The sequence below is a fragment of the Pseudoalteromonas sp. 78C3 genome (assembly GCF_002836695.1).
Lineage (GTDB): Bacteria > Pseudomonadota > Gammaproteobacteria > Enterobacterales > Alteromonadaceae > Pseudoalteromonas > Pseudoalteromonas arctica.
On sequence record NZ_PJAV01000027.1, the window covers coordinates 1 to 2412 of the forward strand.

Here is a 2412-nt window from a genome sequence, read left to right on the forward strand (position 1 = left end):
GCGTACCTGACTACTTTCATAGCGACTAAGTCATAGGTTATAAATGAATTAGTAAAGCTAAATAAGTCTTGAAGCTTTTGTATTGCTAACACTGCCATTGTTAGGGCTACAAACAGTTCAGCGGTTTGCATTGATAATAAGCTATTATTCGCTGCAAAACTAAATGCCACACTAAGCAAAAAACTAACCGAAAAAATCGCAATCACGGGCGTGTAAGTTGTACCTTCTTGCCCAGCTTTTGGCTTATCAAAGTAATCGAGTAAGTCGTCATAGCCACCTATACGTTTATTATCAATAAATGTTTGAGGTGTAGTTTCTACACTGTGTTGTTTTTTAAATTCATCTGTTTGCTCTCGAGAAGTTAATAGCTGATCATCAACTGTATATCCCTCTCGCTCTAGTAGGTCTTTTGATTTTAAACCAAACGGACAAATATGCTCATCTGTGGCCATTCTAAAAAGTTGGGCTGATTTACTCATGTTTAGCTCCCTTTTATGTATTGGTATAAAATTTTACTTAGCATTAAAATCCGGTACGGTCCTAGATTGTGCTTGCTCCTGAGTTTCTGCTAGGCCATTTTTCTCTATATCCTTTAGTAACCACTGCATTTCTTTAATCTCACGACGCTGTGCCTCAATAATATTTGTTGCAAGCTCTTGGACTCGCTTATCTTTGATTTTTGCCCTTTCACTGGTGAGTATTGCAATTGAATGATGTGGGATCATCGCCGACATCCATGAGCTATCATCAACAGTCGCTTGTGATCGAACTAAAAATAAACTTCCCGCAAATACGGTAACACTAGCAATGAGTACTGTTATATTTTTCTTTTTATCTTTATACATATTGAGCATGAAAAGTAGCATTATCACTGCCATCATGGCTCCCATATAAAGCGCCATATAAGTGCGAGTTTCACTAAAAAAAACATGACTTAGCTGATAAGTATTCAAATACATCAGTACAAACATGACTAATGTTGATGTGGCTATCATTAAGAAAAACTTTAAATACTGCGACATTAGATGGCTCCTTTCTATCATTTACTTTGTATATCATTTATACCAATGGGTAATTCTTACAGGTTATTAGGCGTAAACCCACTATATATTTAATCATTGAATCAATGTTTAATATTACATCAAGAGTTGTGCCATAAGTGTTAAAACTGCTCAGCGTATTTGCTAATATGCTTATAAGTATTTTGCTGTAAATCGTGCGTAAGCATTTCAATATTATATTTATAAAAGCGATCGCCCATTTCCATACCTGGCGTACCAGCAGGCATAGCGGGAACAGAGAGCCCTATCGTCTTTTCAGGATGTTGTTCAGCTAAAAACTGTTTTATATGTTTGGCGGGAACATGACCTTCAAATACAAATCCATCGGCTGAAACGGCTGTATGGCATGACCGCATATTTGATTTTATTTGATACTGAGATTTAATCGTCCCCATGTCATTGACGTTAATTGCTTTTGTTTGAATATTGTTTTCGCTCAAATGAGCAATCCACTTATTACAACATCCACAATTTTTACTTTTATAAACGGTAAGCTCAATTTTAGGTTTTTCTGAATTCTCATAAGTTATTAATGCTTTATGTTGTTTTTCGATACTTATCGCCGAAAATGACATAGTTAATGATAAAAATAACGCTGAGGTAATGTAGATTACTCGCATTCTTAACTCCTTAATTTGACCAATGAATATGAGTGATTTTCCAACCTGTATCGGTGTTTTTTAATGTGATTGATTCCATTCCCATAGACTTAATATCTTTTCCTTTGTACTTTCCTTGAGTTTTACTTCTTGAAATTGAGTAAGCTATGTCTCCATTTGTGTAAACTTGATGCTCTAGTAGTTCACTATTAACAGCACTTAAGAATTTCATATCCGCTATCATATGATGTTTCGCGTATTCATCTGCAGAACGCTCAACACTTCCGCCTTCAAAAATGATGACATCGTCGGCCAGTAATTTACGTGCAGCTTCGCGATTACCTTGTTTTAGAGATGCATGAAATAGGCTGACTGTTTTTGCAGCCTCGCTATCAACATTGACAAAGGCCTTGCCTTTTTTTGAATATTTTTCATCGTCATGTGCACTAACAGTAAAAGAACTAACAGTGCTAAAAATTAGTAGCAATAAAATTTTTAAATTAAAGGATTTAATTAACATACGTTTCCCTTTTTATTAATCGTTAAATAGGCGGACCAACAAGTGTGGTAAATACACTTGTTGTAATAAGTACAAACAGGGCAATTACTATTTCAACAGTAATCGAGCGTTTTAATATACTTATATGGTGTTGTTGAGTGATTTGCGGGACTAAAAAAAGCTTATGCCATGCACCTAGGAGCAGCATCGCGCTGACGAGTAACAGCTTTAATAAAATTAGTTGCCCATAATC

The 2412-nt window shown here is 35.5% G+C and carries 5 protein-coding genes; all 5 read right to left on the reverse strand.

Annotated features, from left to right (window positions below; translation table 11 throughout):
• Window positions 1-479 (reverse strand): glutaredoxin (locus CXF76_RS00570; protein ID WP_101162796.1); only part of this gene is annotated, 479 nt, incomplete at its 3' end.
• Window positions 480-512: 33 nt separating this feature from the next.
• The gene (locus CXF76_RS00575; RefSeq protein ID WP_024032683.1) at window positions 513-1022 is read right to left on the reverse strand and encodes a DUF305 domain-containing protein; all 510 of its coding nucleotides are present in this window, start codon (window positions 1020-1022) and stop codon (window positions 513-515) included.
• A 140-nt stretch (window positions 1023-1162) separates the two neighbouring features.
• Window positions 1163-1681, reverse strand: coding sequence for a DUF411 domain-containing protein (locus tag CXF76_RS00580; RefSeq protein WP_024032684.1), 519 nt, complete (start codon window positions 1679-1681; stop codon window positions 1163-1165).
• Between the two features lie 10 nt (window positions 1682-1691).
• Window positions 1692-2180: a YybH family protein gene (locus CXF76_RS00585; protein WP_008109928.1), complete on the reverse strand. Its 489-nt coding sequence runs from the start codon at window positions 2178-2180 to the stop codon at window positions 1692-1694.
• Window positions 2181-2202: 22 nt separating this feature from the next.
• A partial coding sequence (locus CXF76_RS00590) for a CopD family protein (RefSeq protein WP_198551835.1) occupies window positions 2203-2412 on the reverse strand: 210 nt, incomplete at its 5' end.

Bases quoted from the DNA above. Each gene is read 5' to 3' on its own strand.
- CXF76_RS00585 (WP_008109928.1), bottom strand. From the start codon at position 2,180: ATGTTAATTAAATCCTTTAATTTAAAAATTTTATTGCTACTAATTTTT.
- CXF76_RS00580 (WP_024032684.1), bottom strand. From the start codon at position 1,681: ATGCGAGTAATCTACATTACCTCAGCGTTATTTTTATCATTAACTATG.
- CXF76_RS00575 (WP_024032683.1), bottom strand. From the start codon at position 1,022: ATGTCGCAGTATTTAAAGTTTTTCTTAATGATAGCCACATCAACATTA.